The following is a 25,875-nucleotide window of genomic DNA, read 5'->3' as shown; positions in this document are numbered from 1 at the left end:
CGCGTCGTCAGGGAAGCACTTCACCCCGCACGATAACTTTGCCCGGCTTGCTGTCGCTTTCGTTAATACGCCGGAGCGCCAGATTCAGCGCCTGCCAGGCGATGCTCTGCAGATCGTGCGCGATGCAGGGAAAGTGAAAGCCATAAATATCCGCCTGCGTGACCTCATCAATGCTGAACAGCTTTACCTGCTGCTGCAGACTGAGTTTGTGTTCGATACAGGCTTTGATAATGCCGAGTGAGATCTGATTGTTACACCCCACGAAGTAATCAGGGGCGGGGTGCTGTTTCAGCCAGCGCCGGGTCTCCTGCCAGGCCGCATCCATAAAAAAGTCGGCATAGAGCACCTCAAGCGAAGCAGCTTTTCCCTGCAGCGCGGCCTGCAGGCCGAGCACGCGCTCACGCGCAACGTTCGACTTTTCCGGGCCGGAGACCACGACAATACGCTGCGCCCCCTGTTCCGCCAGCCAGCGACCGGTCTGCAGGCCGCAGTCGAGGTTATCAATATAGACGCCGCTGCAGTGGGAAACCTGCAGCTCGCGGTCGATCAGCACCACCGGTATATTCAGCGTCTCCAGCCGTCTCATATAGGCCGGGTGATAGTGGAGATCGTTGGAGATCACCGACAGAATAATGGCATCAACGTTATACCCAATCAGCTTATCGATAATACGGTTCTCATTCTCCTGCGACTCACAGGAGTCAAAAACCAGCGTATCGTAGCCCAGCTTGTTCGCCTCCAGCGTCATCAGACGCGTCAGGCCGCCAAAGAAGGGGTTTGCCATATCGGGGTTGACGATCCCGATGGTTTTACTGCTTTTCGCCCGCAGGCTGCGCGCAGCCGTATTCATCACATAGCCCAACTGCTCTGCGGTAGCGTGAATGCGCTGCAGCGTCTCCGGATGCACTTTCTCCGGCTGTGAAAAAGCGCGCGAGGCGGTAATTTTGCTTACGTTTGCCTGGGCAGCAACGCTTGCCAGCGTTGCCTTGCGTCCCCGTCCTGCTGCCAAGTCTGGCTCCTTAATCAACCCTGTCATTTTGTATCATGAGTCAATCATGGCAGATCGTACCGCGTTAAGCGATCTCGCTGCGCTAGGCGAGTCGCCTGACGCGCGGGTCGGTGAAAATATCCAGATCGTCGCGACTTTCTGACGAAAATTCAGAGATAACGGCCCCGTGTTCGCCCGCCTGAAACCAGTGCCGCGTATCGGGTTTAATGGTGTACTGTTCGCCCGGACGCAGCAGGATATAGCGGCTGCAGGTATAGGCGGTTTCACTGCCGGCAGGCACCTGACAGCGCGGAGTGCCGGTCGCATCGTTTGGCGTAAGCTGTTCATCATCGACAAACAGATAGACCTCGCCCCAGCGGCAGCGAAAGGTTTCCTGCTTGCCTGGCGTGCCGTTAAACGGCGGATGCCGATGTTCAGGACAGGTCTGGCGGGGAAACAGCACCAGTTCTTTAGCGCAATAGCGCGGTTCGTTGATATAGGTTAACAGCTGCAAACCTGAGGCGGGGTAATCGTCCAGGCCGAAAGTAGCAATCTCAATCTTCTTCTGCTCTGCAGGGGTGAGAACAATATTCGCCTGCTCTAAAAAGGTCAGGGTGCGCTGAATCGCCTGCGGATAATCGGTCATACGGTTTCTCCTGTAATGATATCGATACCATTAAAGCGTGTTCCGCTTGTGATCTTCTGTGATCCCGATCCGCAATTCGCTGCGACAGGGCTAAATTGCGCTACTGCAGATCGATATTATTCAGCTTGCATCACAGTTTTCATGTTTTTTTTAGGTCAGTATCGCCGCATTGAAATGATATCGATACCATTAAAATGAATCCGGGGGCGTAAATGAAAGCGTTAGTTCTGACTCAGGCAGGCCACATTACGATTGAAGATCGGGAATTTGATGAAGTGCTGGGTGATAACGATGTCAAAATTAAAATTCACTCGGTAGGGATTTGCGGCAGCGATGTTCACTACTACAAACATGGCCGGATTGGTCCGTTTGTGGTGGAGGCACCGATGGTGCTGGGTCATGAAGCCGCTGGCATTGTGCTGGAGACCGGTAAAAACGTGACGCACCTGAAGGCGGGCGATCGCGTCTGTATGGAGCCAGGGATCCCGGATATGCACTCCGATCAGTCGCGCGCCGGTCTCTACAATCTCGATCCCGCCGTGCGCTTCTGGGCAACGCCGCCGGTACATGGCTGCCTGCGTGAAACGGTCATTCATCCTGCGGCGTTCACGTTTAAGCTGCCGGAAAATGTCAGCTTCCGCGAAGGGGCCATGGTGGAGCCGCTGGCGGTGGCGATGCAGGCCGCGACCAAAGCCGGCATCAAACCCGGCGATATCGGCCTGGTGCTGGGGGCCGGTCCGATCGGCGTGGTCACGGCGCTGGCGGCGCTGGCAGGCGGCTGTTCCGATGTCATCATCTGCGACATGTTTGATGAAAAGCTTGCCGTGGCGGCAGCGTATGAAGGGCTGCACGCCGTTAACATCAAAACCGGCGATCTGGCCGGTAAAGTCTCAGAACTGACCAGCGGTAACGGCGCGGATGTGGTGTTTGAGTGCAGCGGAGCCAAACCTGCTATTGCCACGCTGGCGGAACACGCGGCGCCGGGTGCTACCGTCATTCTGGTGGGCATGCCGGTGGACGCCGCGCCAATGGATATTGTTGCGGCACAGGCCAAAGAGCTGACCTTCAAAACGATTTTTCGCTACGCCAATATGTATCCCCGCACGCTGCGCCTGTTAAGCAGCGGCAAGCTGCGGGTAGAGCCGCTGATCAGCCACACCTATAAATTCGCCGACAGCGTTGAAGCGTTTGACCGCGCAGCCGCGGGCCATGCGGCGGATATCAAAATCATGCTGGAGATGGAGTAACGCATGGCGCTCTATGCAGGCATAGATTGCGGCACGCAGGGAACGCGCGTGGTTATCGTGGAGAGCGAGCGGGGGACGATCGTCGGCGAAGGCAGCGCGCCGCACCGGCTGCAGAGCGGGGCGGATGGCGCCCGTGAACAGCATGCCAGCGACTGGATCGACGCGCTGGTCACGGCATTCCATCAGGCAGCCTCAGACGCCGCTATTGATACACAGCAGATTACTGCGCTCAGCGTCTCCGGCCAGCAGCACGGCTTTGTGGCGCTGGATGAAGCCGGAGCGGTGCTGCATCCGGTAAAGCTGTGGTGCGATACCGCCACCGATGCACAGAACAGCTGGCTGCTGCAGCAGCTGGGAGGGGTTAGCGGTGCGCTGGCACAGCCCGGGATTGTTCCGGCTACCGGCTACACCGCCTCAAAAATTCTCTGGCTGAAGCAGCAGCATCCGGCGCTGTGGGCGCGTTTACATACCGTGTTGTTGCCGCACGATTATCTTAACTTCTGGCTGACCGGCGAACGGGTTATGGAGTATGGCGACGCCTCCGGCACCGGACTGCTGGATATCCGCAGCCGCAGCTGGGATCGGCATACGGTGGAGCTTATCGATCCTGACGGCCGGCTGTGGCAGGCGCTGCCGCCGCTGGCTGCCGCGCAAAAGTGTATCGGCACCCTGCAGCCGGAAGCGGCGCAGCGGCTGGGACTACGCCGCACGGTGCGGGTCGCGACAGGCGGCGGCGATAATATGATGGCCGCCATCGGGTCCGGCAATATTGCGCCTGGCACGGTGACGCTCAGCCTGGGAACATCCGGCACGCTGTTCGCCTGCAGCGAGACGCCGGTGACTGACGAAAACGGCCTGATTGCCAGCTTCTGCTCCAGCACTAATTGCTGGCTGCCGCTGATCTGCACCATGAATGTCACCTCGGCGACCACGCTGATCCAGACGCTGCTGGCAGAGGATCTTACCGGCTTTAATCAGCTGCTGAACCAGGCAGAGCCGGGGGCTGAGGGCGTTGAGATGCTGCCGTTTTTTAATGGCGAGCGCACGCCGGCGCTGCCCCACGCGCAGGCGAGTCTGCACAACCTGAACGCCTTGAATTTTACCCGCGCTAACCTCTGCCGCGCCGCCGTGGAGAGTGCCACATACGGATTACGTTACGGACTTGATCTGTTCCGGCAGCAGGGCATCAGCGCGCAGGAGATCCGCCTTACCGGCGGCGGCGCGCGCAGCGCTGGCTGGCGACAAATTGTGGCTGACGTCATGAACTGCCCGGTGGTCTCTTTGCGTATTCCGGAAACCGCCGCGCTGGGTGCGGCAATTCAGGCGATGTGGGCCAGCGCGCTGCTGGATAACCCGGCACAGCAGCCGGATGCGTTACTGCAGTCGCTGTGCCAGCGCTTTGTCACGCCGGATGAAAGTACCCGCGCCGTGCCCGATGCCGCGCGCCATCAGACCTATGAAACGCACTATCAGCGCTATCTGAAGCGTCTCAGCACGACTTATCCGGAGGTGGCATTGTGACCAGAAATAACCAGGAGATGCTGCTGGAAGTCACGGGGATCCGCAAAGCGTTTGGTCCGGTTGTGGCGCTGAAAAACGCCGAATTTGCGCTGCGCCCCGGCTCCATTCACGCGCTGTGCGGCGGCAACGGTGCCGGAAAGTCGACCTTTCTCAGCATCTTAATGGGGTTTATCCAGCCCGACGCCGGAGAGATATTTATTCGCGGCAGGCGCTGCAGCTTTGCCCATCCGCGGGACGCGCTGGCCGCCGGTATCGCGATTGTTCAGCAGGAGCTGAGCGCAATTCCGGACCTGACGGTGGCTGAAAATATCTGGCTGGGACGCGAACCGCGCCGCTTTGGTTTTGTTGACTTTGCCACGCTCAATCAGCGTACTCGCGCGCTGCTGGCAGAGCTCGATTTTGACATCTCTGCTACTGAAAAGATGCGTAACCTCAGCGTTGCCGGGCAGCAGCTGGTGGAGATCGCCAAAGCGCTCTCGCACGCGAATGCTGACATCATCATCATGGATGAGCCAACCTCAGCGATTGGCGAGGAGGATGCGCAAAAAATCTTTCAGACCCTGACCCGGCTGGCGCAAAAGGGCAAAGGCATTATTTATGTCTCCCATCGCCTCTCCGAGATTTTCCAGATTGCCGACAGCTATACCATCTTTCGCGATGGCGCCTGGGTGCAGGAGGGCATGCTGGCCGATATCACGCGCGAGCAGCTGATTGAGCAGATTATTGGCGGAGAATATGAGAGTGAATTTGCCAAGTTTAATCAGCCGGGTAATGAGGTGATGATGGAGGTAAAAAACCTGCGCTGGCGCAATAAAATCAACGATATCAGCCTGCACCTGAAGCGGGGCGAAATCCTCGGCATTTACGGGCTGGTTGGCTCCGGGCGCAGCGAGTTTCTCGATTTACTGTTTGGGATTGAACACGCAGACAGCGGAACCATTCGCCTCGGCGAGGTGGTGCTGGGCCGCCACTCACCGAAAGAGTCGATCCGGCACGGCATCGCTTATGTCACAGAAGATCGCAAAGCAACCGGGCTGGTGCTCTGCCGTTCGATTCGCGAAAACATCAACATCGCCTCATTTGGCGCTATCTCCCGCGCCGGTTTTATCAGTGAGAAGCAGGAGCAGCAGCGCAGCCTGGAGATGATCAAACGCTTTAACGTCAGAACGCCGGATGCCGAACAGCTGGTGGGCAACCTCAGCGGCGGTAATCAGCAGAAAGTCGTGCTGGGACGCTGGGCGTTACTGGACCCGGAAGTACTGCTGCTGGATGAGCCTACCCGCGGTATTGATGTCGGCGCGAAAAAAGAGATTTACCGCTTTATGTCTGAGTTTGCGTTGAAAAACAAGGGGATCGTGATGGTCTCCTCAGAGCTGTCAGAGATCATCGGCATGAGCGATCGCATTCTGGTTTTTCGCGACGGACAGCTGGCGGGAGAGCTGAGTGCGGCTCAGGCAACGCAGAGTGAACTGATGAAGCTGGCGGTTTAACAGAGAGATCACGTTATGAACACCACACATTCCATGCCTTCCGGCATCTCATTTTTTACGCGCAACAAAAGACGTATGCACAAATACGGCATCATCATCGCGTTCTTTGTGCTTTGCCTGATTGTGGCTGCCGTCGGCGAGCTGCAGGTCGCTAATGGCGCCTGGAGCAGTAACTATTTTCTCAGTAATGAAAATATGCTGATTGTGCTGCGCCAGGTCTCTATCAACGGCATTTTAGCGATCGGCATGACCTTTGTGATTATCACTGCCGGCGTCGATCTGTCGGTAGGATCGGTGCTGGCGCTGAGCGGCATTGTTGCTGCACGTTTCGCCACGAACAACAGCGGTATGGCAATTGGGGATACGGCACATGCGGTGATGGTGCCAATGATTATCGCGCTGGGAATTGGCATTGTCTGCGGCCTGATCAACGGTACCGTGCTGGCGCGTTACCGGCTGCAGCCGTTTATCGTCACTATGGGCATGCTCTCCGCTGCGCGCGGACTCACGATGCTGACCACCGGCGGCAACCCGGTTTCGCAGCTTAACAGCGATTTTCGCTGGCTCGGCAACGGCTACATAGCCGGCATACCCGTACCGGTCATTATCTTTGTCGTACTGTTTGGTCTCGCGTGGCTGCTGCTCAATAAAACTTTGCTCGGGCGCTACGTCTATGCCGTTGGCGGCAACCCGAAAAGTGCCCGCACGTCAGGGATCAGCGTCGTCGGAATAAAAGTCATGGTCTACACCCTGTGCGCCGCGCTGGCCGGAATCGCCGGGCTGATCCTCACCGCACGCACCGGATCGGCACAGACCAACGCGGGCGCAGGCTATGAACTTGATGCGATTGCTGCGGTAGTGATTGGCGGCACCAGTATGGCTGGCGGTGTCGGTACGCTTGTCGGCACCTTTTTTGGCGTGCTGATCATCGGCGTAATGAATAACGGCCTGGATTTACTGGGGGTGCAGTCTTACTACCAGCAGATCATCAAAGGCGCTCTGATTGTAGTGGCTGTACTGCTCGACCCGTCGCGTAAACAACAGCGCGATTAACCTCTGAATAGATAAACCCTGCCAGGAGAGAACAATGAAAATAAGATCTATCGCTCTGTTAACCTCAGCCCTGACGCTGGGCGCGATTAGCATAGCGCAGGCTGCCCCCGTAAAAATCGCTGTGCTGATGTATGGCAATAAGGCGGAATTCGTTCAGCTGATGGAGCGCTACGGTAAAGCGCATCCGGCAGTAAAAAGTGGCGAAGCCGTGCTCACCTTTTATGATGGTCGTTATGACGCGTCGGTGCAGAATGACCAGGCGGCGACCGCTATCCAGACGCGTGCCGACGCGATTATCGTGAACCCGATGGATTATGAAGCCAACATCGATATTGTGACCAATGCTAAAGAGGCTAAAATTCCGGTGGTGGTCACCAACGCCCGCCTGAATACGGAAGAGATGACGTCCGAAGTTGTCTCTAATGATGAGCTGGGCGGCTATCTGGAAGCCAAAGCGGTACTGGATAAGCTGCAGTGCAAAACCAAAAAGGTCAATGTCGTCATTATTGAAGGGCCGAAGGGCGGCAGCGGTGAGATCCAGCGCGGCAAAGGCAATGATAAAGCGATAGCGGAGTGTGGTCCGGGCCAGGTTACCGTACTGGAGAGAAAAACGGCCAACTGGTCACGCGCTGAAGCACAGCCGCTGATGGAGAACTGGCTGCAGAAGCATCGCGGCAAAATCAACGGGGTGATTGGGCAAAACGATGAGATGGCGCTGGGAGCCATTGAAGCGATTAAGGGCGCCGGGCTGAACGTGAACGACTTCGCCATTGCGGGTGTGGATGGGGTGTCTGATGCGATTCATGCCGTTCAGGCGGGTGAAATGGTTTCTATTCTGCAGGATGCGAAAGGCCAGATGCAGGGCGCTATTGATGTCGCGCTGCGTGCGGTAAAAGGCGCAGGCTATCAGCCGCAGTCTGACATCTGGCAGCAGTATGCCAAAGATCTCGCCTGGGATGGTGGCACGAAAAAACACTATTACATTCCGTGGACCACGGTTACTGCGGATAATGCGCAGCAGCTGCTGGACGCGCGTAAGTAATCAACGCGACGGCGGGCAGGCTGTCTGCCAGCAGACAGCCTGCCAAAGCCGTTTACTCGTTGCCCCACTCATTCAGAAAGTTCGCCACATCATCAATGCGCGCGTCAGCAATTCCCGCCTCGCGCGCCATCTCATGCTGCGCTTCTTCACTGATCTCCTGATGGTTATTCAGGCGGGTGATCAGCAGCTGGAAGTAGTGCGCCAGCGGGTCGCGCTCGGCTTCGCTCACCGGTTTTTCACACTCTTCAGCGTAGGCGTCAGCGATATCGTAATACTTCAGATCAATCTCATGTTTCATAGTGCGCTCCGGAAACGGGAAGGGGTCAGATGCCAGCGGCATCATTTAACGTAAATCATACCACTCCTGCCAGCTTTTTCCCGCCTGCCGGAAAAGGCAGAGACATCGCGCTATTATTGTCATCATGAACCTGGTACCGGGCCAGTATTATCAGCATGCCGGCAACATAATAAACAGACACAGGGCTAAGTGGCATAACATCGTATTCTAAAGTTTTAATAGCGATGTTATCGTGGTGTTGCGCTGATGTACTTTATATACGTGGATACTGTTTTATGGCGAAATTAATGACCTCCCTGACGCTCTGTTCAGGGCGAATGACGCACGGGGAACGACGCGTCGCCCAGCGGCTTGAATCGCATCTCGGCGATGATTGTCTTATCTGGTATGACATTCCGGTCGGGCGCCAGTACAGGCATCCCGATTTTGTTATTATCGATCCTGCCAACGGGCTTATTTTCCTTGAGGTCAAAGACTGGAAGCTAAGTACATTTCAGCATGCGGACCCGCAGACGGTAACGCTGAGACATGCTCAGGGCGAAACGCAGGCGCAAAATCCGCTGCTGCAGGTCAGGGAGTATGCCTGTGCGACCGTTGACCTGTTATCTCAGGATCCGAAACTGCAGCAAAAAACAGGCCTGTATAAAGGAAAGCTGAATATCGCCTGGGCTTATGGTGTGGTGTTTACTAATATTACCCGTCAGCAGCTGACATCACTCTCAGCCGATGGCGTGGTTGAATCTATATTTCCACAGGCGCTGACGATTTGTCAGGATGAAATGACCGAGTCTGTCTCTGTTTCTGCGTTTCGCGCTAAAGTTTCCGGACTCTTTACCACCCGTTTCAGGCCTGCAATAACGCCGGCTGTGCGGGATATTCTGCGCCGGCATCTTTTTCCGGAGATCGCCATTACGGTAAAAAATAAGCGCAGTAATATTTACCGGGTAATGGATCTGCAGCAGGAGGTGCTGGCACGCAATCTCGGCGAAGGGCATCGTGTTATTCATGGCGTAGCCGGTTCCGGTAAAACGCTGATTTTACTCTACCGCTGTTTATACCTTTCCGAGACCACCACACGCCCTGTGCTGGTGCTCTGTTTTAATATCATTCTGGCTAACTATATCCGTGAATGCATCGCGGCCAGAGGACTATCGCATAAAGTACACGTCTATCATTTTCATGACTGGTGCGCGACGGCAGCCCGGACCTTTAAGCTGAAGATGAGCGGGGAAGGGCGCTATTATGATAACTGCTTTGCGGCGCTGGAAAATGCGGTTGATAGCGGCACTGTCGGGGATGCGGGGTATGATGCGGTGCTGGTGGATGAAGGACATGACTTCGACCGGCGCTGGCTTTCACTGATAGCCCGGCTGTTTGATAACACCCGCCGCTCGCTGCTGCTGATGTACGACGACGCCCAGTCTCTGTACCGGCGCGAGAAAGCGCTGAACTTTTCGCTGGCGAGCGTGGGTATTCAGGCTCAGGGGCGCACCTCTATTCTTCGGGTGAATTATCGCAATCCGCGGCGCATTCTCAATTTTGCCTACGCTTTTTCACGCGACTACTTTGACCGGCACCATAATCAGGAGCTTCCGCTGGTGCTGCCGGAAGCCTGCGGCGAAGAGAACAGCGACATTCCCGATATCGAACAGTGTCAGTCTGCAACAGATGAAGCGCGTCGCGTTGTGGCGTGGCTGCGAGAGAAGTATGCGGCGGCAGGCCGCTGGGGCGATATGGCTGTGCTCTGTCCTACGCATTTTTCAGCAGACAAACTCATCGACCTGCTGCAGCAGCATGCGATCCCCGCCGCCGTCAGCTTCACCACGGAAGATAAAAAACGCTATTCGCATCGGGAGGATGTGGTTCATCTGCTGACCTTTCAGAGCAGCAAAGGGCTTGAATTCCCTTACGTTGCCGTGATCAATGCATCATTTGTTCATAAAGGGGCTGAAGATGAGTCTGAAGCTATCCCGGCGCTGTATGTGGCGTTTACGCGCGCAACCCAGGCGTTACTGGTCACCTGCTACAAAGAAAATAGCATCAGTCAGCAGCTGTCGAAATTTGCCGGTATGGATCTGCAGGATGAGGGAGAGATGTCTGTGGCGTCCCCTGCAGGAATCGAACCTGCAACTAGCCCTTAGGAGGGGCTCGTTATATCCATTTAACTAAGGAGACATCCGGAAACGCAGTATACCCGTATGTCTCCCGGATGTTAACCGGGCGCGGCGTGATTGCTCATTCTGTCAGCAGCGCCGCGCCCGGAAGAGCGGTTACTCCGTCTGCTCTCCGGCAGCGTTCTTCGCTTCTGCTTTCTCACGGCGTTTGTGATCTGCCCGCGCCTTCGCTTTGGCCTCTTCGCTCATGTCGTTGCGGATCTGCGCATGGCTGATCAGGGCAAAAATCAGCGTGCCGCCGGTGATGTTACCGAGCAGCGTGGGCAGCGCAAACGGCCAGAAAAACTCCTGCCACGGCACCGTTCCCGCAAAGACCAGATAGAGTACTTCGACCGAGCCGACCACGATATGCGCCAGATCGCCCAGCGCCACCAGCCACGTCATCATAATGATGATCAGCAGTTTGGCATTCTCCGCATGCGGGATCATCCAGACCATAGTGGCGATGATCCAGCCGGAGATCACGGCATTAGCGAACATCTCGCCCGGCGAATTTTCCATCACCTTTTCACTGATGGCCGTAAACGCCTGGCGCGTCGCCTCATCAAAAATGGGCATGTAGTTAAAGGCCAGCGCCGCCAGCCCGGTACCAATCAGATTGCCCAGCAGCACCAGCCCCCACAGGCGCAGCAGCAGCATAAAATTGCTGCCGGTGGGCTTATGCATGACCGGCAGGACCGCCGTCACGGTGTTCTCGGTAAACAGCTGCTGCCGCGCGAGGATCACAATCACAAAGCCAAAGGTGTAGCCGAGGTTCTCCAGCAGAAAGGCGCCGGGGACCCCTTCAAGGTGAACCTGAAAAATCCCTTTCGCCATCAGCGAAGCGCCCATTGAGAGGCCTGCGGCGATGGCTGACCACAGCAGCGCCATGCCGTCACGCTCTAGCTCTTTCTCCCCGTCCTGCCGTATCTCTTCATGAATCGCCGCTGCCCGCGAGGGCAGGGCCTCTTCATCAACTTCAATCTCAGTGCCTTGCTCTTTTTCTTCGCTGTCTACGTCATTGTCGTGTTCAGCATTTGATGGCGATGGCTTCATGTTTGCTCCTGGTGATAGTGCCAATGCGTAATAAGCGTAGACGGTTTTAGCAAGCCTGAAATGTTACGAAGAATTTCTTTAAGCGTAACAAAATTTTAACCGCGCGGCTTTTTTATACAGTTTTCGGATCTGAAGGCGTGAAACAGCGGTGCGCAGCGAAATGAGAGCACGGTCACACTCTTCGGCGCACTGCAACAGTGTGGTATTATCGCCGCCTCATTTTTTGCGGTGATGCGCCCCTCTATGTTCGAAGTCATTAATCTCTCATGCGTTCGCGATGAGCGAATGCTGTTCCATGGGCTGAGCTTCCATGTCCGGCCGGGTGACCTCGTGCAGATAGAAGGGCCGAACGGCGCCGGTAAAACTTCACTGCTGCGTCTGCTGGCCGGGCTTAGCCGGGCAGAAGAGGGCGAAGTGCGCTGGCAGGGCGAAACGCTGCAGCGTCAGCGTGAAATATGGCAACAAAACCTGCTTTATCTTGGCCATCAGCCTGGCGTAAAAGCGGTACTCTCTCCGCTGGAAAATCTGCGTTTCTGGCACGGCGACAGCAGCCAGACGGCGCTGTATGCGGCGCTGGAGCAGGTCAGCCTGACCGGCTATGAAGAGGTGCCGGTGGCGCAGCTCTCTGCGGGTCAGCAGCGGCGCGTCGCGCTGGCGCGCCTCTGGCTCAGCTCAGCCCGACTGTGGATCCTGGATGAACCGCTGACCGCCATTGATAAAGCCGGTGTGGAAGCACTCATGGCGCGTTTTAACCAGCACGCCAGCCAGGGCGGGGCGGTGATCCTCACCACGCATCAGGAACTGCCCGCCGCCGCGCTGCGTAAAATACGCCTGAGCGGGGAGTGGCAATAATGCTGCTGCGTATTCTCCGGCGTGAACTGAAAATTGCGTTTCGCAGCGGGGCTGAAGTGATCAACCCGCTGTGGTTCTTTCTGATTGTCATTACGCTGTTTCCGCTCGGCATCGGTCCGGAGCCGCAGCAGCTGGCGCGCATTGCGCCCGGCGTGGTCTGGGTCGCCGCTCTGCTGGCTTCGCTGCTGGCGCTGGAGCGCCTGTTCCGTGACGATTTCCTTGATGGATCGCTGGAGCAGCTGCTGCTGTTGCCGGCGCCGCTGCCGGTCACGGTGCTGGGTAAAGTGATTGCTCACTGGCTGGTCACCGGCCTGCCGCTGATCCTGCTGTCGCCGCTGGCGGCACTGCTGCTGTCGCTGGATATGGCCGGCTGGCGCGCGCTGGCGCTGACGCTGCTGCTGGGTACGCCGACGCTGAGCTTTCTTGGTGCTATCGGCACCGGCCTGACAACGGGATTGCGGCGTGGCGGCGTGCTGCTCAGCCTGCTGGTGCTGCCGCTGACCATTCCGGTTCTGATTTTTGCCAGTGCGGCTATCGACGCCGCCGGGCAGGGGCTGCCAGTTGGCGGCTATCTGGCGGTTCTGGGCGCGATGCTGGCGGTAAGTGCGACGCTGTCGCCGTTTGCCACCGCTGCAGCGCTGCGGATCAGCCTGCAGTAGCGCGCTTCCTCAGAGAAGCCGTTCCCTCTTTATTATTAGTGTGAGCAATGCAAATGTGGAAATGGATACATCAGTGGGCAAGGCCGGAACGCCTTTACCAGCTATGCGGGCGACTTATTCCCGGCATGGCGATTGCCGCAGCCGGCGCGCTGCTGCTTGGCTGGGGATGGGGATTTGGCTTCGCCCCGGCTGATTACCAGCAGGGCAATAGCTTCCGGATTATGTACCTGCACGTGCCCGCTGCCATGTGGTCAATGGGGATCTACGCCGCCATGGCGATTGCCGCCTTTACCGGTCTGGTGTGGCAGCTGAAGATGGCTGACCTGGCCGCCGCCGCGATGGCGCCGGTGGGAGCCGCCTTTACCTTTATTGCGCTGATTACCGGCTCCGCATGGGGCAAACCGATGTGGGGAACCTGGTGGATCTGGGATGCGCGCCTCACCTCAGAGCTGGTGCTGCTGTTCCTTTATATGGGCGCGATGGCGCTCTGGCTCGCCTTTGACGATCGCCGCACGGCGGGCCGCGCCGCCGGTATCCTGATCCTCGTCGGCGTGGTGAACCTGCCGATTATTCATTTTTCTGTGCAGTGGTGGAACACGCTGCATCAGGGCTCATCCGGTCTGCTGCAGCAGGCAATCGATCCCTCTATGCGCACGCCGCTGCGCTGGTCGATTCTCGGCTATCTGCTGCTGTTTATCACGCTGACGCTGATGCGGCTGCGTAACCTGATTTTACTGACCGAACGGCATCGTCCGTGGGCTATCGCGCTGGCACAGCAGGGAGCAAAAGCATGAGTCCGGCCTTCACCTCATGGAGTGAATTCTTTGCTATGGGCGGCTACGCCTTTTTTGTCTGGCTGTCGGTTGCCTGCACCCTGATCCCGCTACTGGGCCTGGTGCTGCATACGCTGCTGCAGCGGCGGCGTCTGCTGGCGGAGATCCGTCAGCGTCAGGCGCGGGAGCAGCGTGTGCGTGCGGCACAGACTAAACAGCGCGCGCGCGCTGCCGGGGAGGCAGGATGAATCTCCGTCGTCGCAACCGTCTTTTGGTGGTGCTGGCTATTCTTACCGGCCTTGGCCTGGCGACCGCGCTGGTGATGTATGCTCTGCGCTCAAACATCGATCTGTTCTATACGCCGGGCGAGATTATCAACGGCAAAGGCGACGCGCAGCTGAAGCCGGAAGCGGGGCAGCGTCTGCGCGTGGGTGGCATGGTGATGCCAGGCAGCGTGAGGCGCGATCCGCAGTCGCTGGCGGTAACCTTCAGCCTGTATGACGCCAGAGGCGTGGTCAGCGTCAGCTATAACGGCATCCTGCCCGATCTCTTCCGCGAAGGGCAGGGGGTAGTGGCGCAGGGCGTACTGCAGGCGGGTAATGTTATCAGCGCCCGGGAAGTGCTGGCTAAGCACGACGAAAAATACACGCCGCCGGAAATTCAGGATGCAATGAATACCAATCATACCCGCGCCGCAGTGCGCTATCAGCCGGCGGGTAATCAGCCATGATGCCGGAAATCGGAACTTTTCTGCTCTGTCTGGCGCTGGGCCTGGCGCTGCTGCTGAGTATTTACCCGCTATGGGGCGCCGCGCGTCAGGATGCGCGGCTAATGACGCTCGCGCGACCGCTGACCTGGGGCATGTTTTTAGCCATTGCCGCCGCCTTTATGGTGCTGGTGCACGCATTTGTGGTGAACGATTTCACCGTTGCATACGTTGCGACAAATTCAAATACGCTGCTGCCGGTCTATTACCGCGTCGCCGCGACCTGGGGTGCGCATGAAGGATCGCTGCTGCTGTGGGTACTGCTGCTCAGCAGCTGGTCGCTGGCGGTGGCAATTTTCAGCCGCGAGATGCCGCGCGATGCGCTGGCGCGCGTGCTGGCGGTAATGGGGATGATCAACGCCGGCTTTCTGCTGTTTATCCTGCTGACCTCCAACCCGTTTGCCCGCACGCTGCCTGATTTCCCCATCGACGGCGGCGATCTTAACCCGATGCTGCAGGATATCGGCCTGATCTTCCATCCGCCGCTGCTCTATATGGGCTATGTCGGTTTTTCGGTCGCCTTTGCCTTTGCCATCGCCTCGCTGATGACCGGACGGCTGGATACCGCCTGGGCGCGCTGGTCGCGCCCCTGGACCACCGCCGCATGGGTGTTTCTGACCATCGGTATCGTGCTGGGATCGGCGTGGGCCTATTATGAGCTGGGCTGGGGCGGCTGGTGGTTCTGGGACCCGGTGGAAAACGCCTCGTTTATGCCGTGGCTGGCCGGAACCGCGCTGATGCACTCGCTGGCGGTAACGGAAAAGCGCGGCAGCTTCAAAGCCTGGACCGTGCTGCTGGCGATCGCGACGTTTTCGCTCAGCCTGCTCGGCACCTTTCTGGTGCGCTCCGGCGTGCTGGTCTCGGTGCACGCCTTTGCCTCCGATCCGGCGCGCGGGATGTTTATTCTCGCTTTTCTGATCATCGTGATTGGCAGCTCGCTGCTGCTCTATGCGCTGCGCGGCGGGCAGGTACGCAGCCGCGTGCAGAGTGAAATCTGGTCGCGGGAATCGTTTCTGCTGGGCAATAACGTGCTGCTGATTGCGGCAATGCTGGTGGTCCTGCTCGGTACGCTGCTGCCGCTGGTGCACAAGCAGCTGGGGCTGGGCAGTATCTCAGTGGGAGAACCTTTCTTTAATACGCTGTTCAGCTGGCTGATGGCGCCGTTTGCGCTGCTGCTCGGTATTGGTCCGCTGGTGCGCTGGCGGCGTGATGAGCCGCAAAAGCTGTGGAAGCGGCTGAGTGCCGGGCTGGTGGTTACCCTGCTGCTCTCTGTTCTGCTGCCGTGGCTGCTGGAAGATCGCATTGAAGCGATGACGGTAACCGGGCTGCTGATGGCGATCTGGGTCACGCTGCTGACGCTGATGGAGCTGCATGAGCGCGCGACTCACCGGCATAGCCTGCTGAAAGGGCTGTGGCATCTGTCGCGCAGCCACTGGGGCATGGTGCTGGGGCATCTGGGCGTAGCGGTAACGGTAGTAGGCATCGCGTTCAGCACCCAGTACAGCGTTGAGCGCGATGTGCGCATGAAGGCGGGCGACAGCATCGATATTCATCGCTATCACTTTGTGTTCCGCGACGTGCATAACCTGCAGGGGCCTAACTACAGCGGCGGCGTGGCGATCATCGATGTCACCCGCGATGGCAAACCGGAAGCGGTACTGCGGGCGGAAAAACGCTTTTATACCGCTGCCCGCACCATGATGACCGAAGCGGCGATCAGCGGCGGATTTACCCGCGATCTCTATGCCGCACTCGGCGAGGAGCTGGATAACGGCGCCTGGGCCGTACGCCTCTACTACAAACCCTTTGTCCGCTGGATCTGGTTTGGCGGCCTGTTTATGGCGGCAGGCGGCCTGCTCTGCCTGCTGGATCCGCGTTATCGCGCGCGGAAAAAAGTTGCGCGTGAGGAGCGGGCATGAGCAAAAAAATTCTTTTTATTCCCCTGGCGCTGTTTCTGCTGCTGGCGGCAGCGCTGCTGTGGCAGCTGTCGCGTAATGCACAGGGTGACGATCCCTCCCGGCTTGAGTCAGCCCTGACGGGCAAACCGGTGCCACAGTTCAGACTGGAAGCGCTGGATCAGCCAGGCAAAATCTACAGCCAGCAGATCCTTACCGATGGTCAGCCGCTGCTGCTCAACGTCTGGGCAACCTGGTGTCCGACCTGCCGCGCTGAGCATCACTATCTGAACCGGCTGGCGGAGCAGGGCGTGCGTGTGGTTGGCCTCAACTATAAAGATGACCGTACGAAAGCGATAAACTGGCTTAATACGCTGGGCAACCCTTACGCGCTGAGCCTCTACGACGGCAGCGGCATGCTGGGGCTTGACCTCGGTGTCTACGGTGCGCCGGAAACCTTTCTCATTGATGGCCACGGCATCATTCGTTATCGCCACGCCGGTGATATGAACGAGCGCGTCTGGAATGAAGAAGTTAAACCGCTATGGGAAAAATATAGCCGGGAGGCGGGGGCATGAGCAGGCTGCTTATTGCGCTGACGGCGCTGCTGCTTACGCTCAGCGTCCGGGCCACCACCACAGATAGCCTGCAGTTTACCTCGCTGCAGCAGGAGGATCAGTACCGGGCGATCACCGCCTCACTGCGCTGCCCGAAATGCCAGAACAACAGCATTGCAGATTCAAACGCCATGATTGCCGCTGACATGCGCCTGAAAGTCTATGAGCTGATGCAGCAGGGCAAGAGCCGGCAGCAGATAGTGGATTACATGGTGGCGCGCTACGGTCACTTTGTCACTTACGATCCGCCGCTGACGCCCGCGACGCTGATTTTATGGGCCGGTCCGGCGCTGTTTGTGCTGCTGGGCGGCGGGGTGATCCTGCTGCGTAACCGCCGCGCGCGTGAAACGACTGAACTGAATGACGATGAACAACAGCGCCTGGCGGCGATTCTGGAACGTAACGGGAAGCCGTAATGATTGTATTTTGCATGACTCTGATCGTCTTACTGGCGGCTGCGGTAGCGCTGTTTCTGGCTGCGGGATGGCGCCAGCGTGAATACCATGCTGACGAACGCGACCGTCTTAACACCGCCTTTTACCAGCAGCGCCTGCGCGAGCTGCAGCGTGATGAAACGGAAGGCGTGGTAGCCAACCGGGCGGAGATGGAGCGCGATCTGCAGCAGATGCTGCTGACTGACGTCACTGACGGGCAGCACGTCCCGGGGCGGCAGAGCAGCCGCTGGGTACTGCTGCCGGGGGTCGTGCTGCTGCTGCTGGTATCGACCGGGGTCTATCTGCAAACCGGCGGCTACGCTCAGCTGGCCGGCTGGATCGCCGTTCAGCGTGACTATCCGGCGCTGCGCGCCCGCGTAATGGATCCGGATGCGCAGCCGCTGACGATGGAGGAGCTGGCGCGCCTGCAGCTGGGACTGCGCACGGCGCTGCAGCAGACACCCGGCAGCGCCGATGAGTGGGCGATGCTGGGGCGGCTTGGTATGGTGCTGAACAATGCTACCGCTGCCGGACAGGCGTTTGAGCGCGCGCTGCAGCGTGCGCCTGACAGCCTGGAGCTGCAGCAGGATTACGCCGAAGTCCTGACGCGTTCCGGCGATCCACAGGATAACCGGCAGGCGAGCGTGCTGCTGCATGCGCTGCTCAAGCGCGACAGCGCGAATCTGCGTACGCTTAGCCTGCTGGCGTTCAACGCATCCGGACAGCAGAACTATACTGAAGCGCTCGACGCGTGGCGCGCCATGCTGGCGTTGCTGCCTGCCGGCGATCCGCGCATAACGCTGATTCAGCGCAGCATTGAGCAGGCGAAAACCGCTGCCGGGCAGCAGGCGGTTGCGCTGAGCCTGACGGTCAAGCTGTCGCCGCCGGCAGAAAAAATGTTGCCGCCGGACGGAGTGTTGTATATTTCTGTATCTGACGGTGTTTCACCGGTGCCCGTGGCCGTTAAGCGCCTGCCGCTTAGCCACTTTCCGCTATCGCTTACGCTGGATGACAGCAACGCTATGATGCCCGATCGCCTGCTTTCGGCGCAGCATCAGGTTCAGGTCAGAGTGCGTATTGCCCGCGACGGCAGCGCAAATCCTCAGGCCGGGGACTGGTTCGGGCTCAGTGCTATTACCTCGTGGGAGGGTCACCAGCCGCTGACTGTTGAGATCAATCAGCAGCAGCCCTGAAGCGCTACATTTATCATCCGCACAGGGAGAAGAACATGAATAACCGCCTGACCAGTCTGGCACTGGCCAGTTTACTTCTGGTGGGATGCGCCAGCTCAAAACCGGCGGATGACGCCGCCCCGGCGCAGCGCAGCGATCCGCTGGAAGGTTTTAACCGTACGATGTTCAATTTTAATTACAACGTACTTGATCCTTATGTGGTGCGCCCGGTGGCGGTAGCCTGGCGCGACTATGTGCCGGTACCGGCGCGTACCGGCATGAGTAATTTTCTCGGCAACCTGAATGAACCCGCCAGCATGGTTAACTCCATTCTGGTAGGCGAGCCGCGTCAGGCCGGGATCCACTTCACGCGTTTCTTCCTGAATACCGTACTGGGTCTGGGCGGCTTTATCGACGTCGCAGGCAAAGCGAACCCGGCGCTGGCGCGCGAGGTGCCGCATCGCTTTGGCAGTACGCTGGGGCGTTATGGTGTCGGCTACGGTCCGTATGTGGTGCTGCCCGGCTACGGCAGTTTCACCGTGCGGCAGGATGGCGGTGACTATGTGGATACGCTCTATCCGGTACTCAGCTGGCTGACCTGGCCGATGTCGATCGGTAAGTGGGCGCTGGAGGGAGTAGAGACGCGTGCTCAGCTGCTGGACTCTGACGGGCTGCTGAAACAGCAGCAGGATCCTTACTCTTTTATCCGCAATGCCTATTTCCAGCGTAACGATTTTCTGGCTAACGGCGGCAAGCTGAAGCCGGAAGAGAATCCAAACGCCAGCGCGATACAAAACGATTTGCAGGATATCGACGCGCCGTAAAAAAAGGGCAACCCACCGGGTTGCCCTTATTACTTGTGCGGCAGGCGCGATCAGAACTTATAGTTAAAGCTTGCGCCGTAAAGCCAGGCTTTGCCTTCTGAGTTGAAGGTATAAGGGGCTTCATTAACGGTAACGTGCTGACCATGCATATAAGATACGCCGACATCCACTGACGCTTCAGGCGTAAAGGCGTAAGACGCACCGGCGCTCAGCCACAGACGATCCTGATCCGGAATAGAGATAGAGCGTTTATCGGCCGGAACCGGGCTGTCATCGAAGGCGATACCGGTACGGAAGGTCCAGCGATCGTCATAGAAGTAGGTGGTACCCAGCGCAATGCGATAGGCATCTTTAAAGCTCTCATCTTTCTGGAACAGCGTCTGGCCGCGGCTGCCAGTCGCTTTCAGCTCCTGGAACTGGCTCCAGCTGGTATAGGCAAGGCTGTAGTGCACTGCCCACTGCGGCGCAACTTTATGCCAGCCGGACACTTCCCACATTTCCGGCAGGTTCAGGGTCAGGTAGCCGGGCACCGTTGAGCCGCCGGTACCGCCAAACGCCGCCGGGATATCGTTTTTATAATTGCCGTCAAAGTCGACTTTTACTTCAGAGCGGTAGGTAAAGCCGAAACGGTTATTTTTATCCACTTCATACAGCACGCCGGCGTTCCAGCCATAGCCCCACTCATTGCCTTTAAGGTGTGCGACCTGCAGATCGGACGGGAAGCCCACTGCCGGGCCAGCTTCACCGGCATAACGCTCAATTTTGGCGCGGGCATAAACCGCATCAAAGCCAACGCCAACGCTCAGGTGCTCGTTCAGACGATAGGCGGTGCTGAGATTAAGGTTAGCGGTCATCAGATCGGTTTTACCGCCATAGCCTCCTGCGGCATAACCATTATTAAATTCAGTGGCCAGGCCATAGTTTGAGGTCGCGGATGCGCCCACCCACCACCGATCGGTAAGCGGCTGAACGTAGTGAATATTTGGCACCCACTGATTAGGCGCAATGTTATTCGCGTCCAGGCTGTTGCCGGTGAGCGGACTGCGTCCGCTAATATCTACTTCAGGATCGATATAGACTGCGCCGATGGAGAACATCGGGCTATCCATCAGTGCCATGGTAGCGGGGTTGCGACTGGCCGATGCTGCTGTGTCACCCATCGCGCCTTCGCCTGAATAAGCGCGACCTAATCCAATTGCTGAGAATTCGTTAAGTTGAAAGCCTGCGGCGTAAACCTGGGAGGAGACGAGCGCCACTGCAGCTGCCACAGCTGACTTTGCAAACAGGTTCTTATGGTTCATGACCACAACCTCATCAAAATTATTATTAAACGTTGTCACGTCGCGTAACAAAGGACGGCGGATTGTAGGGACTGAGACTAAACAGACATATCAGACCAGTGCGACGAGTATAGGTCTGACCTGTGTGTAAGTTGCAATAATGTTTTTCAAATATTACAGACTTGATCGATAAAATCAGATCTGCTTAACAATTTCTTTATACTGCGCCGTCAGCATACCGGCTCAGGTTTGTTTTGGATCAAATTTTATTGTGATATTCGTCACTTAGCGACGCAATGATAGAGGAAAATGGCCCGCAGGCGTACACTTTATGACAGAACATCCCCTTAGATCGCCCGCTTTTTCAGCCGGAGAAACCTCATGAGTCAGACCATTAATAAATGCAGTGCCCGCGAGACCGCTGCCTGCTGCTGTGTGGATACGGGCATTGTGATTGATAACAGCGACTGCAGTGCCCGCTGGTCAGCGCTGTTTCCCGATCGCGCAGCTGCCGAAGCGATGCTGTTAACGCTGACGGAGAAAGCGCAGCAAACTGCCTCTGAACCCTGTGAGATTACGTCGCAATTTACCTCAGAGCCGGAAGGTATACGCCTGAACGCTGAATTTACCTTTGCCTGTCAGGCTGAAGCGCTGATTTTTCAGCTCGCCCTGCGTTAATTCTGCATCGCCGTCAATCCGCGACGGCGAATCGCTATTTTCGTGTTTTTCCTCGCACTTTTTTCTCTTTGCTATTGGCGAGCCGTCGCCGGATGGTTAACACTGACGATCAGGTCAGACCTCTCTGGCAATGGTGTCAGATCGTCGGTTACAGGGGGAAAAGCATGAGCAGAGCGCAGCCGTTGCTGACGCGTCAGGGCGAACGTATCGCTATTACTCACGGGCTGCGTACGCCTTTTGTCCGGCAGGCGAGCGATTTCCACGGCATTCCGGCGCTGGAGCTGGGGCGTATGGTGGTCAGCGAACTGCTGGTGCGCAGCGAACTGCCGGTTGAGGTAATCGATCAGTTGGTGTTTGGTCAGGTGATACAGATGCCGGAAGCGCCAAATATTGCGCGCGAAATTGTGCTGAGCAGCGGGCTGAGCGTGCACACGGACGCCTACAGCGTCAGTCGCGCCTGTGCAACCAGCTTTCAGGCCGTCGCTAACGTAGCGGAGAGCCTGATGGCGGGCACCATCGATGCCGGAATTGCCGGCGGCGCAGACTCCTCCTCCGTGTTACCGATTGGCGTCAGCAAAACGCTGGCGCGTGCGCTGGTCGATCTTAACCGTGCGCGGACAGTGGGCAAAAAGCTGCAGATCCTGCGGCGTCTGCGCCCGCGCGATCTGCTGCCGGTGCCGCCTGCCGTGGCGGAGTATTCAACCGGACTGCGCATGGGAGATACGGCTGAGCAGATGGCTAAAACCTGGGGTATTACGCGTGAGCAGCAGGATGCGCTTGCCCTGCGCTCACATCAGCGTGCCGCACAGGCCTGGCAGAGCGGCGTACTGCAGCAGGAGGTCATGCCCGCCTTTGTGCCGCCGTGGAAAGCGCCGGTTGAGCAGGACAACACCATCCGCTTTAACGCCAGCGCGGCCGATTATGCCCGACTGCGGCCTGCGTTTGACCGGCGTCACGGCTCGGTAACCGCAGCAAACAGTACGCCGCTGACGGACGGCGCGGCAGCCCTCATCCTGATGCGTGAAGGGCGCGCCCGCGAACTGGGAATAGCGCCGCTGGGCTACCTGCGCAGCTACGCGTTTACCGCCATCGATGTGCAGACCGACATGCTGCTGGGCCCGGCTTACGCCTCGCCGCTGGCGCTGGATCGCGCTGGCGTCACGCTGGGTGATTTAACGCTGATTGACATGCATGAAGCCTTTGCCGCCCAGACGTTAGCCAACCTGAAGCTGTTCAGCGATGCGCGCTTTGCGCGTGAGGTGCTCAACCGGCCGCAGGCGCTGGGCGAGGTTGATGATGACCGCTTTAATGTGCTGGGCGGCTCCATCGCCTACGGGCATCCGTTTGCCGCCACCGGTGCCCGCATGATCGCCCAGACGCTGCATGAACTGCGGCGGCGCGGTGGCGGACTGGGACTGGTAACCGCCTGCGCGGCGGGCGGTTTGGGCACTGCAATGGTTCTGGAGGCTGAATAATGCAGCATACCGCGTTTGAGTTAACCCTGCGCCCGGATCATGTTGGTGTGATCACCATTGATGTGCCGGGTGAAAAAATGAATACACTGCGCGCTGAGTTTGCCGCGCAGATCCGCGCGGTGATCGCCGCAGCCCGTCAGCATCCGCAGCTGGCGGGTCTGGTACTGATTTCCGGCAAAGCGGACAATTTTATTGCGGGTGCTGATATCAGCATGATCGACCGCTGCCACTCATCAGCTGAAGCGCAGGCGCTGGCGAAGCAGGGGCAGGAGGTGATGGCGGAGATTGCAGCGCTGCCGTTTCCGGTTGTGGCGGCGATACACGGCGCCTGTCTGGGGGGCGGTCTGGAGCTGGCGCTGGCGTGCGACGCCCGCATCTGTTCGCTGGATGAGAAGACCCGGCTTGGTCTGCCTGAAGTTCAGCTGGGCCTGCTGCCTGGTTCCGGCGGCACACAGCGGTTGCCGCAATTGATTGGCGCAGAGCAGGCGCTGTCGCTGATACTCAGCGGTAAAGCCCTGCGCGCCCGGCAGGCGCTTAAGCTGGGCCTGGTCGATGATGCGGTGCCGCCGGCCATTTTACTGGCAACGGCGGTGGCGCGCGTTCATAAAGGAAAGGGCGCGGCGCGGACGTTGCCACAGCGGGCGCGCCTGATGCAGAGCTTTGCGGGGCGCCCGTTGCTGTTTGCGCTGGCAAAGCGTCAGACGGATAAAAAAACTCAGGGTAACTATCCGGCGACCGGGCGCATTCTGCAGGTGGTGCGCATCGGGCTGGAGCAGGGTAGCCAGGCGGGACATGAGGCTGAAGCGCAGGCGTTTGGCGAGCTGGCGCTAACGCCGGAATCGGCAGCGCTGCGCAGCCTGTTTTTCGCGTCCACCGCGCTGAAAAAAGCCGCCGCCGCAGAGGGCGAAGTGCGCACGCTGCAGCAGGTGGGCGTACTGGGTGGTGGGCTGATGGGCGGAGGGATTGCCAGCGTGACGGCGCTGAAAGCGGAACTGCCGGTGCGTATCAAAGATATCCAGCTCAGCGGAATCAATCACGCGCTGCGCTACAGCTGGGATCTGCTGACAAAAAAAGTCAGGCGGCGTCAGCTGAAACCCGCAGAGCGTCAGCAGCAGATGGCGCGCATCAGCGGCGGTACCGACTATCAGGGCTTCAGCCGGCGCGATGTGGTCATTGAAGCGGTATTTGAAGATCTGGCACTGAAGCAGCAGATGGTGGCGGAAATGGAGCAGCACTGTCAGCCCGACACCATTTTCGCCTCGAATACATCCTCGCTCGCTATCAGCGCTATCGCCGCGCAGGCGCAGCGGCCGCAAAATATCATCGGGCTGCACTACTTCAGTCCGGTAGATAAAATGCCGCTGGTTGAGGTGATCCCGCATGCGGCAACGTCAGCGGAAACGCTGGCGACCACGCTGCGGCTGGCGCAAAAGCAAGGTAAAACTGCAGTAGTGGTAGCGGATCGCCCAGGCTTCTACGTTAACCGTATTCTCGCCCCCTATATCAACGAAGCGCTGCGCTGTCTGCTGGACGGGGAACCGGTCGAACATATTGACCAGGCTCTGGTAAAAGCGGGTTTTCCGGTAGGGCCATTGCAGCTGCTTGATGAAGTCGGTATCGACACTGGCAGTAAAATCAGCCCGCTGCTTGAGCAGGCTTATGGCGCGCGCTTTGCCGCACCGCAGGCCGCGGTTGATGCTATTCTCGCTGACGACCGCAAAGGACGAAAAAACCGGAAAGGGTTTTATCACTATGAGAAGAGACGCTGGCCCGGCGCGCGTAAAGCGGATCGCAGCCTCTATACGCTGCTCGCTCTGAAACCTGAGGCGCGTCAGAGTGAGCAGCAGATTGCTGAACGCTGCATGCTGATGCTGTTAAATGAGGCCGCGCGCTGTCTGGATGAGTCGGTGATCCGTTCGGCACGCGATGGCGACGTTGCTGCGGTATTCGGCATCGGCTTTCCACCTTTTCTTGGCGGACCGTTCCGTTATATGGATCGATACGGCAGCGCTGCGCTTGTGGAGAGACTTACGGCCCTCGCCCAGCAGCATGGCGATCGCTTTGCCCCGTGCGAGGCGCTGCTGAAGCGGGCAGAAAGCGGCGCGCATTTTTACATTTAATCACATTCAGCAAGAGCGGTGCATATTCAGCCGCTTAGCAGAGAAGATGCAGTACAGGTCAGCCGGTACCGATTTAGCGGGCGCTTATTTAATAAGCAACCGGTTGACTATACTGAAGCCATTGGGGTAAAACACAGCCTTCATTCGCAGAATGAAGCGTCTGGTGCCGTGGTACCGGACGATATCGACCAACAACAGCGGTGCTTTATGCAAGTTTTTATCATGCGTCATGGCGATGCAGCTCTGGAAGCCGCGAGCGATTCTGCTCGCCCCCTTACGCTGTGCGGCTGTAACGAATCACGTCAGATGGCGAGCTGGCTCAACAGCCAGACGCCGGATATCGGAAGGGTGCTGGTCAGCCCCTATCTGCGCGCCGGGCAGACGCTCGCCACCGTGCGCGAGGCACTGGATTTGCCGCAAAACCAGGACGTTCTTTCTGAACTGACGCCGGGCGGCGATCCGGGACAGGTCGCATTGCATTTGCAGGCGCTGGCGGTGCAGGGCGTGAAAGCCGTGCTGGTGATTTCGCATCTGCCGCTGGTAGGATACCTGGTTTCTGAGCTGTGCCCGCAGGAAGCGCCGCCCATGTTCGCCACGTCGGCTATCGCCTGTATCGATTTTAATGCCGACGAGAGTGAAGGTAAGCTTTTGTGGCAGGTGAGTCCGGCCAGGCTTGCTAAAGCTATCTGATTCCCCTTCATAATTCAGGCTGCAGCTGCGTTGGCTGCGCGCCTTCACCCCGGTCACTTACTGATGTAAGCTCCCGGGGATTCATTTGCTTGCCGCCTTGCTGCAACCTGAATTATTTCGGGGAATACGCGCGTACAGGCTGCAGC

The 25,875-nt window shown here is 58.2% G+C and carries 25 protein-coding genes and 1 tRNA gene; 20 read left to right on the top strand and 6 right to left on the bottom strand.

All coding sequences use genetic code 11. From position 1 onward, the window contains the following. Positions 1–7: 7 nt before the first annotated feature. Both B4M48_RS12795 and B4M48_RS12790 read right to left on the bottom strand, forming a co-directional pair. A complete protein-coding gene (locus B4M48_RS12795) occupies positions 8–1,009 on the bottom strand; it encodes a LacI family DNA-binding transcriptional regulator (protein ID WP_288656854.1) in 1,002 nt (333 codons plus the stop codon). Positions 1,010–1,091: 82 nt separating this feature from the next. Further along, positions 1,092–1,634 (bottom strand): D-lyxose/D-mannose family sugar isomerase, encoded by a 543-nt coding sequence (locus B4M48_RS12790; RefSeq protein WP_094112061.1) that lies wholly within the window; start codon positions 1,632–1,634, stop codon positions 1,092–1,094. 212 nt (positions 1,635–1,846) lie between these two features. On the opposite strand from B4M48_RS12790, the gene B4M48_RS12785 reads away from it, so the two are divergent. From B4M48_RS12785 to B4M48_RS12765, 5 genes are read left to right on the top strand one after another with little or no spacing between them, the layout of a single operon-like run. Further along, complete coding sequence (locus B4M48_RS12785; RefSeq protein WP_071668070.1) at positions 1,847–2,881, top strand: NAD(P)-dependent alcohol dehydrogenase; 1,035 nt, start codon at positions 1,847–1,849, stop codon at positions 2,879–2,881. A gap of 3 nt (positions 2,882–2,884) precedes the next feature. Then, positions 2,885–4,402: a xylulokinase gene (gene xylB, locus B4M48_RS12780; RefSeq protein ID WP_071668069.1), complete on the top strand. Its 1,518-nt coding sequence runs from the start codon at positions 2,885–2,887 to the stop codon at positions 4,400–4,402. Between the two features lie 17 nt (positions 4,403–4,419). Beyond that, positions 4,420–5,892, top strand: coding sequence for a sugar ABC transporter ATP-binding protein (locus B4M48_RS12775; RefSeq protein WP_071668099.1), 1,473 nt, complete (start codon positions 4,420–4,422; stop codon positions 5,890–5,892). Between the two features lie 33 nt (positions 5,893–5,925). Continuing rightward, on the top strand, positions 5,926–6,945 hold the full coding sequence (locus B4M48_RS12770) for an ABC transporter permease (protein WP_369826788.1): 1,020 nt from the start codon (positions 5,926–5,928) through the stop codon (positions 6,943–6,945). Positions 6,946–6,979: 34 nt separating this feature from the next. Next, positions 6,980–7,987 carry a substrate-binding domain-containing protein gene (locus tag B4M48_RS12765; protein ID WP_039379361.1) on the top strand — a complete coding sequence of 336 codons (1,008 nt, stop codon included), beginning with the start codon at positions 6,980–6,982 and terminating at the stop codon, positions 7,985–7,987. A gap of 52 nt (positions 7,988–8,039) precedes the next feature. On the opposite strand, the gene B4M48_RS12760 is transcribed toward B4M48_RS12765, so the two are convergent. After that, a complete protein-coding gene (locus B4M48_RS12760; RefSeq protein ID WP_039385596.1) occupies positions 8,040–8,285 on the bottom strand; it encodes a DUF2543 family protein in 246 nt (81 codons plus the stop codon). A 275-nt stretch (positions 8,286–8,560) separates the two neighbouring features. Between B4M48_RS12760 and B4M48_RS12755 the strand changes: the two genes are divergently transcribed. After that, positions 8,561–10,426, top strand: a complete 1,866-nt coding sequence (locus B4M48_RS12755) for a 3'-5' exonuclease (protein ID WP_071668098.1) — start codon at positions 8,561–8,563, stop codon at positions 10,424–10,426. Here B4M48_RS12755 and B4M48_RS12750 read toward each other — a convergent pair. Together B4M48_RS12750 and B4M48_RS12745 are read right to left on the bottom strand one after the other, a co-directional pair. Further along, positions 10,386–10,460 (bottom strand) — tRNA-Arg (locus B4M48_RS12750). The genes B4M48_RS12755 and B4M48_RS12750 overlap by 41 nt on opposite strands. Positions 10,461–10,555: 95 nt before the next feature. Beyond that, positions 10,556–11,494: a formate/nitrite transporter family protein gene (locus B4M48_RS12745; RefSeq protein WP_071668068.1), complete on the bottom strand. Its 939-nt coding sequence runs from the start codon at positions 11,492–11,494 to the stop codon at positions 10,556–10,558. 243 nt (positions 11,495–11,737) lie between these two features. Between B4M48_RS12745 and ccmA the strand changes: the two genes are divergently transcribed. Genes ccmA through mlaA form a run of 10 tightly spaced genes read left to right on the top strand, consistent with a single transcriptional unit; the run spans position 11,738 to position 19,486 of the window. Continuing rightward, positions 11,738–12,346: a cytochrome c biogenesis heme-transporting ATPase CcmA gene (gene ccmA, locus B4M48_RS12740; protein WP_039379169.1), complete on the top strand. Its 609-nt coding sequence runs from the start codon at positions 11,738–11,740 to the stop codon at positions 12,344–12,346. Beyond that, on the top strand, positions 12,346–13,005 hold the full coding sequence (ccmB, locus tag B4M48_RS12735; protein ID WP_039379167.1) for a heme exporter protein CcmB: 660 nt from the start codon (positions 12,346–12,348) through the stop codon (positions 13,003–13,005). The genes ccmA and ccmB overlap by 1 nt, the downstream gene beginning before the upstream one ends. Before the next feature lie 53 nt (positions 13,006–13,058). Continuing rightward, on the top strand, positions 13,059–13,799 hold the full coding sequence (locus B4M48_RS12730; protein ID WP_039379166.1) for a heme ABC transporter permease: 741 nt from the start codon (positions 13,059–13,061) through the stop codon (positions 13,797–13,799). Beyond that, a complete protein-coding gene (gene ccmD / locus B4M48_RS12725) occupies positions 13,796–14,026 on the top strand; it encodes a heme exporter protein CcmD (protein ID WP_039379165.1) in 231 nt (76 codons plus the stop codon). The genes B4M48_RS12730 and ccmD overlap by 4 nt, the downstream gene beginning before the upstream one ends. After that, entirely contained in the window at positions 14,023–14,508 is a 486-nt protein-coding gene (gene ccmE, locus B4M48_RS12720; RefSeq protein ID WP_039379164.1) for a cytochrome c maturation protein CcmE, read from the top strand. The genes ccmD and ccmE overlap by 4 nt, the downstream gene beginning before the upstream one ends. Then, a complete protein-coding gene (locus tag B4M48_RS12715) occupies positions 14,505–16,463 on the top strand; it encodes a heme lyase CcmF/NrfE family subunit (protein ID WP_039379162.1) in 1,959 nt (652 codons plus the stop codon). Before ccmE ends, B4M48_RS12715 begins: the two co-directional genes overlap by 4 nt. Then, positions 16,460–17,017 carry a DsbE family thiol:disulfide interchange protein gene (locus B4M48_RS12710; protein WP_039379161.1) on the top strand — a complete coding sequence of 186 codons (558 nt, stop codon included), beginning with the start codon at positions 16,460–16,462 and terminating at the stop codon, positions 17,015–17,017. Before B4M48_RS12715 ends, B4M48_RS12710 begins: the two co-directional genes overlap by 4 nt. After that, positions 17,014–17,472, top strand: a complete 459-nt coding sequence (locus tag B4M48_RS12705; RefSeq protein ID WP_039379160.1) for a cytochrome c-type biogenesis protein — start codon at positions 17,014–17,016, stop codon at positions 17,470–17,472. The genes B4M48_RS12710 and B4M48_RS12705 overlap by 4 nt, the downstream gene beginning before the upstream one ends. Next, positions 17,472–18,683 carry a c-type cytochrome biogenesis protein CcmI gene (gene ccmI / locus B4M48_RS12700; RefSeq protein WP_283340984.1) on the top strand — a complete coding sequence of 404 codons (1,212 nt, stop codon included), beginning with the start codon at positions 17,472–17,474 and terminating at the stop codon, positions 18,681–18,683. The genes B4M48_RS12705 and ccmI overlap by 1 nt, the downstream gene beginning before the upstream one ends. Before the next feature lie 35 nt (positions 18,684–18,718). After that, positions 18,719–19,486 carry a phospholipid-binding lipoprotein MlaA gene (mlaA, locus tag B4M48_RS12695; RefSeq protein ID WP_039379156.1) on the top strand — a complete coding sequence of 256 codons (768 nt, stop codon included), beginning with the start codon at positions 18,719–18,721 and terminating at the stop codon, positions 19,484–19,486. A gap of 50 nt (positions 19,487–19,536) precedes the next feature. Here the strand turns inward: mlaA and fadL are convergent, their stop codons facing one another. Next, on the bottom strand, positions 19,537–20,787 hold the full coding sequence (gene fadL, locus B4M48_RS12690; RefSeq protein ID WP_071668097.1) for a long-chain fatty acid transporter FadL: 1,251 nt from the start codon (positions 20,785–20,787) through the stop codon (positions 19,537–19,539). A gap of 360 nt (positions 20,788–21,147) precedes the next feature. Here fadL and B4M48_RS12685 point away from each other — a divergent pair, with 360 nt between their 5' ends. The 4 genes from B4M48_RS12685 (at position 21,148) to sixA (ending at position 25,729) form a co-directional block, all read left to right on the top strand. Further along, entirely contained in the window at positions 21,148–21,444 is a 297-nt protein-coding gene (locus B4M48_RS12685; RefSeq protein WP_082032635.1) for a YfcZ/YiiS family protein, read from the top strand. A 164-nt stretch (positions 21,445–21,608) separates the two neighbouring features. Continuing rightward, entirely contained in the window at positions 21,609–22,919 is a 1,311-nt protein-coding gene (gene fadI / locus B4M48_RS12680; RefSeq protein ID WP_039379155.1) for an acetyl-CoA C-acyltransferase FadI, read from the top strand. Then, on the top strand, positions 22,919–25,039 hold the full coding sequence (gene fadJ / locus B4M48_RS12675) for a fatty acid oxidation complex subunit alpha FadJ (RefSeq protein WP_288656849.1): 2,121 nt from the start codon (positions 22,919–22,921) through the stop codon (positions 25,037–25,039). Before fadI ends, fadJ begins: the two co-directional genes overlap by 1 nt. Positions 25,040–25,246: 207 nt before the next feature. Next, entirely contained in the window at positions 25,247–25,729 is a 483-nt protein-coding gene (gene sixA, locus B4M48_RS12670) for a phosphohistidine phosphatase SixA (protein WP_288656847.1), read from the top strand. Positions 25,730–25,875 lie beyond the last annotated feature (146 nt).

It is taken from the genome of Pantoea sp. UBA6567, from assembly GCF_002434165.1.
Lineage (GTDB): Bacteria > Pseudomonadota > Gammaproteobacteria > Enterobacterales > Enterobacteriaceae > Pantoea > Pantoea eucrina.
The sequence above is the reverse complement of the archived record's forward strand: the minus strand, read 5'-3'. Positions and strand labels throughout refer to the sequence as shown.

What these genes read in the sequence shown, in the direction of transcription:
- B4M48_RS12785 (WP_071668070.1), top strand. Translation starts at nt 1,847, where the DNA reads ATGAAAGCGTTAGTTCTGACTCAGGCAGGCCACATTACGATTGAAGAT.
- xylB (WP_071668069.1), top strand. Translation starts at nt 2,885, where the DNA reads ATGGCGCTCTATGCAGGCATAGATTGCGGCACGCAGGGAACGCGCGTG.
- B4M48_RS12705 (WP_039379160.1), top strand. Translation starts at nt 17,014, where the DNA reads ATGAGCAGGCTGCTTATTGCGCTGACGGCGCTGCTGCTTACGCTCAGC.
- B4M48_RS12730 (WP_039379166.1), top strand. Translation starts at nt 13,059, where the DNA reads ATGTGGAAATGGATACATCAGTGGGCAAGGCCGGAACGCCTTTACCAG.
- B4M48_RS12755 (WP_071668098.1), top strand. Translation starts at nt 8,561, where the DNA reads ATGGCGAAATTAATGACCTCCCTGACGCTCTGTTCAGGGCGAATGACG.
- mlaA (WP_039379156.1), top strand. Translation starts at nt 18,719, where the DNA reads ATGAATAACCGCCTGACCAGTCTGGCACTGGCCAGTTTACTTCTGGTG.
- B4M48_RS12685 (WP_082032635.1), top strand. Translation starts at nt 21,148, where the DNA reads ATGAGTCAGACCATTAATAAATGCAGTGCCCGCGAGACCGCTGCCTGC.
- ccmD (WP_039379165.1), top strand. Translation starts at nt 13,796, where the DNA reads ATGAGTCCGGCCTTCACCTCATGGAGTGAATTCTTTGCTATGGGCGGC.
- ccmE (WP_039379164.1), top strand. Translation starts at nt 14,023, where the DNA reads ATGAATCTCCGTCGTCGCAACCGTCTTTTGGTGGTGCTGGCTATTCTT.
- B4M48_RS12765 (WP_039379361.1), top strand. Translation starts at nt 6,980, where the DNA reads ATGAAAATAAGATCTATCGCTCTGTTAACCTCAGCCCTGACGCTGGGC.
- fadJ (WP_288656849.1), top strand. Translation starts at nt 22,919, where the DNA reads ATGCAGCATACCGCGTTTGAGTTAACCCTGCGCCCGGATCATGTTGGT.
- B4M48_RS12790 (WP_094112061.1), bottom strand. Translation starts at nt 1,634, where the DNA reads ATGACCGATTATCCGCAGGCGATTCAGCGCACCCTGACCTTTTTAGAG.
- B4M48_RS12745 (WP_071668068.1), bottom strand. Translation starts at nt 11,494, where the DNA reads ATGAAGCCATCGCCATCAAATGCTGAACACGACAATGACGTAGACAGC.
- ccmB (WP_039379167.1), top strand. Translation starts at nt 12,346, where the DNA reads ATGCTGCTGCGTATTCTCCGGCGTGAACTGAAAATTGCGTTTCGCAGC.
- B4M48_RS12770 (WP_369826788.1), top strand. Translation starts at nt 5,926, where the DNA reads ATGCCTTCCGGCATCTCATTTTTTACGCGCAACAAAAGACGTATGCAC.
- sixA (WP_288656847.1), top strand. Translation starts at nt 25,247, where the DNA reads ATGCAAGTTTTTATCATGCGTCATGGCGATGCAGCTCTGGAAGCCGCG.
- B4M48_RS12775 (WP_071668099.1), top strand. Translation starts at nt 4,420, where the DNA reads ATGCTGCTGGAAGTCACGGGGATCCGCAAAGCGTTTGGTCCGGTTGTG.
- B4M48_RS12715 (WP_039379162.1), top strand. Translation starts at nt 14,505, where the DNA reads ATGATGCCGGAAATCGGAACTTTTCTGCTCTGTCTGGCGCTGGGCCTG.
- B4M48_RS12710 (WP_039379161.1), top strand. Translation starts at nt 16,460, where the DNA reads ATGAGCAAAAAAATTCTTTTTATTCCCCTGGCGCTGTTTCTGCTGCTG.
- B4M48_RS12760 (WP_039385596.1), bottom strand. Translation starts at nt 8,285, where the DNA reads ATGAAACATGAGATTGATCTGAAGTATTACGATATCGCTGACGCCTAC.
- ccmA (WP_039379169.1), top strand. Translation starts at nt 11,738, where the DNA reads ATGTTCGAAGTCATTAATCTCTCATGCGTTCGCGATGAGCGAATGCTG.
- ccmI (WP_283340984.1), top strand. Translation starts at nt 17,472, where the DNA reads ATGATTGTATTTTGCATGACTCTGATCGTCTTACTGGCGGCTGCGGTA.
- fadL (WP_071668097.1), bottom strand. Translation starts at nt 20,787, where the DNA reads ATGAACCATAAGAACCTGTTTGCAAAGTCAGCTGTGGCAGCTGCAGTG.
- fadI (WP_039379155.1), top strand. Translation starts at nt 21,609, where the DNA reads ATGAGCAGAGCGCAGCCGTTGCTGACGCGTCAGGGCGAACGTATCGCT.